Source organism: Segatella copri (assembly GCF_024330485.1).
Lineage (GTDB): Bacteria > Bacteroidota > Bacteroidia > Bacteroidales > Bacteroidaceae > Prevotella > Prevotella copri_L.
In genome coordinates this window covers 1-2,545 of sequence record NZ_JANDWX010000077.1, presented here as the reverse complement: position 1 = coordinate 2,545, position 2,545 = coordinate 1, and the positions used below count along the sequence as shown (strand labels likewise).

The 2,545-nt window shown below is 45.9% G+C and carries 3 protein-coding genes; all 3 read right to left on the bottom strand.

What is annotated here, in order from left to right; all coding sequences use genetic code 11:
* Positions 1-1,073, bottom strand: a 1,073-nt coding sequence (locus tag NNC77_RS16300; protein WP_254971888.1) for a site-specific integrase, incomplete at its 3' end; no start/stop codon positions are given.
* Between the two features lie 339 nt (positions 1,074-1,412).
* The gene (locus NNC77_RS16295) at positions 1,413-2,138 is read right to left on the bottom strand and encodes a helix-turn-helix domain-containing protein (RefSeq protein ID WP_048317560.1); all 726 of its coding nucleotides are present in this window, start codon (positions 2,136-2,138) and stop codon (positions 1,413-1,415) included.
* A 225-nt stretch (positions 2,139-2,363) separates the two neighbouring features.
* The coding region (locus tag NNC77_RS16290; protein ID WP_254971886.1) for a hypothetical protein at positions 2,364-2,545 on the bottom strand (182 nt) is incomplete at its 5' end.

The window sequence follows — 2,545 nt, the reverse complement described above, 5'->3', positions numbered from 1 at the left end:
TGTATATTGCAAAGTTGTGAAAGAAAAAGAATATAGCTCGTTTCTAAATCGTTAGCAGTCACATTCTTTAAAATACTCAACTCGCTGATATTCAATAAATAAAAGAATTTACTGTGACTCAAGCAGTGGAAGGTGATGTGTTTCTCGATGCCGGAAGCCTTTATCCACGGTTTGAGATACAATGCCACTGTACTGTTCGTGAGATTCTTGAACACCTGTCCAGTGCTTCGCTCGCCACAGAGCTGCAAAGCCTCTTCGCTGATAGGCAGGATTGCAGCGGTGGAAGTCTTCTTTGTGATAATGTCCATTCCCCAGCCGCCATCAGCCAACTTGACGATATTCTCCCACTGGAGTCTGATGCAGTCAGAAAGGCGAAGACCTGTAAGGCAGGAGAAGAGACCTGCACGGCGAAGGACATCACTCTTGCAAGGAGTCTGAGACAACTGCAACAACTCTTCCTTGGTGAGGAACTGCCGCTTGTTGCCATGAGCCTTGGCACGCACAAGTTTCTTGGCGATATTCTCTTTGAGCAGTCCGTCCTCGTATGCGATGGCAAGGATGCACTTCAACTTGGTAAGGTTGTTGTTGGCTGTTGTTCCCATCATGCGCTTGCCGTTGTGCATACAGGCATCCGACAACAGGTAGTCGAGGAATCCCTGGCAGTACGGAACGGTAAGGTCGCAGAAGCGGCACTCGCCATGCGTGTAATTGTGGAAGTGCATGTAGGCGGTTGCCCAGTTCTGGCTGCTGCCACGCTCAATCATGAGGTTCTTGAAATATTCCAAGAAGCTCTCCTTGCCCTTGTTGCGGTCGAGGAAGCCATACTCCTCATTGATGATGGACTCAGTCCTGCGGCACTTGATGATTTCCGCTTTCTGAATCATACTTTTGTTGTACTCCTGCTGAAAGCGTTCAACAGGGTTGGTGTAGATGTAAAGACCAAGGTACTCCCTGCGTGAGAGCTTGCCTGTCTTCGGGTTGCGGATTGGAGGATAGAAATCCAGATAGAGGGAAGTCTGTCCGTTCTTGATAGGTCGTTTCCGCACGGTGACCTTTGTACAAATGTTCGTCATATTGTTATTCTTTTATTATTCTTACCGATGTGTATCTGTGGATGCGAATAGCCATGGTCGCAACGCTTTAACTCTCAAATCCGATGCAAAGTTAGATTGCCGTGAAAAGAGAAAAGCAAAGATGGCTTCAAATACAGCCAGAATTTAACCTGAATTTGCTTTTGAGTATGATTTTACGCTCAAAATCAGACTAAAAGCAGGTATTGGATGCGTTTTTTGTCTTATATCCGTTACTCTGCGTTGTGGGTTTGTTTCGACCGACATGGATGGGTGCTGCATAGCAATTGCAACGGCATGGGTCGTATATGAGTTTGTTTGAACCATCTCTTGACTTGTGTCTCACTTCCGTTTTGCCTTGGTCGTAGTACTGCTTTTCTCTGCCTTCTTGCGTGCAGCCTCCCAGTCTGCTTTCAGATAGTAGTTGGCTCTTCCGCCTTTGAACTTTCGGATTCTCACTCCATGGGTCTCCGCAAATCTGCGTACCTGTGTCTTGCCTAATCCGTAGAGTTTCATGATGTCGAAGCAGGTGTACCAGTCATCGGAAATGTTCTTACCCTGTTCTTCATTATAAAGCCCGATAACCCTTTCCACGTCTTCTTTCTTGAAGCAGGTCGTTCCCCATGCGTGAACTGACTGGAGTTGGTAACGATTGCGGACTTCATAGAATCTTCCATACTTGATATTAAAGGTGCTCAACACCTCTGCCATTGTGTAATGGGTGTCGTGGGTTACTCCATCAGGTGCTCTTTCACCAGCCCTGGGAGTCTTGCGACACTTTGCCAACTTGTTGACTGAGCCAGTCTCGGCATCTTTTAGCCTCTGTGCTTTCTTGGACGTTGCTCCTTCTAACGATAGGGAAGAAGGGAGAACCACCTGATAACCTTGTCCCTTGGCTATTTCAAGAAGGTCTTGCAAATAGATCCTGGTCATGCGTGTACCGAAATTTACGGCTCTTAGCCTGCCTTGACGAATAAGACTGCGTACTGTCTTGACGCTGATGCTTACTGCCTGCGCTGTTTCCTCTACGGACATCAGCACGATTGGAATGCGAGTTGTAGTATTCATTTTTACCGTTATTTTTGAATTTTGCAGTGACTCATGGGGGATGGTCCTTGACGGAAACTTTTAAGAGGAAACAAGGGGAAATAAGAGGAAATAAGAACCCTCATTAAGAACCGTGTGTCCCTCTGCCCATGGTACAACCGTGGTACAAAATTACTATAAACGGATGAAACTCGCAATAGGCGGTTGGAGCGTTATGTTAATGAATATGTATTGAAAATGAGCTATTTATGACGTTTCTCTAAGTTTTGTTTGGAGTTCTTTTCGATGCGTTTTAGTCCATATGACATGCATACCAAGTCGGTAGTCATGAGCAATACCAAATGATTTCTGCCACGTTTCATCGTTGTAGTGAATACGCCCGTTATCCAATGGATGGTTGGCTATGCGTGAAGATTCACCATATGAAT

Coding starts and splice junctions, on each gene's coding strand:
- NNC77_RS16295 (WP_048317560.1), bottom strand. CDS start 2,138: ATGAATACTACAACTCGCATTCCAATCGTGCTGATGTCCGTAGAGGAA.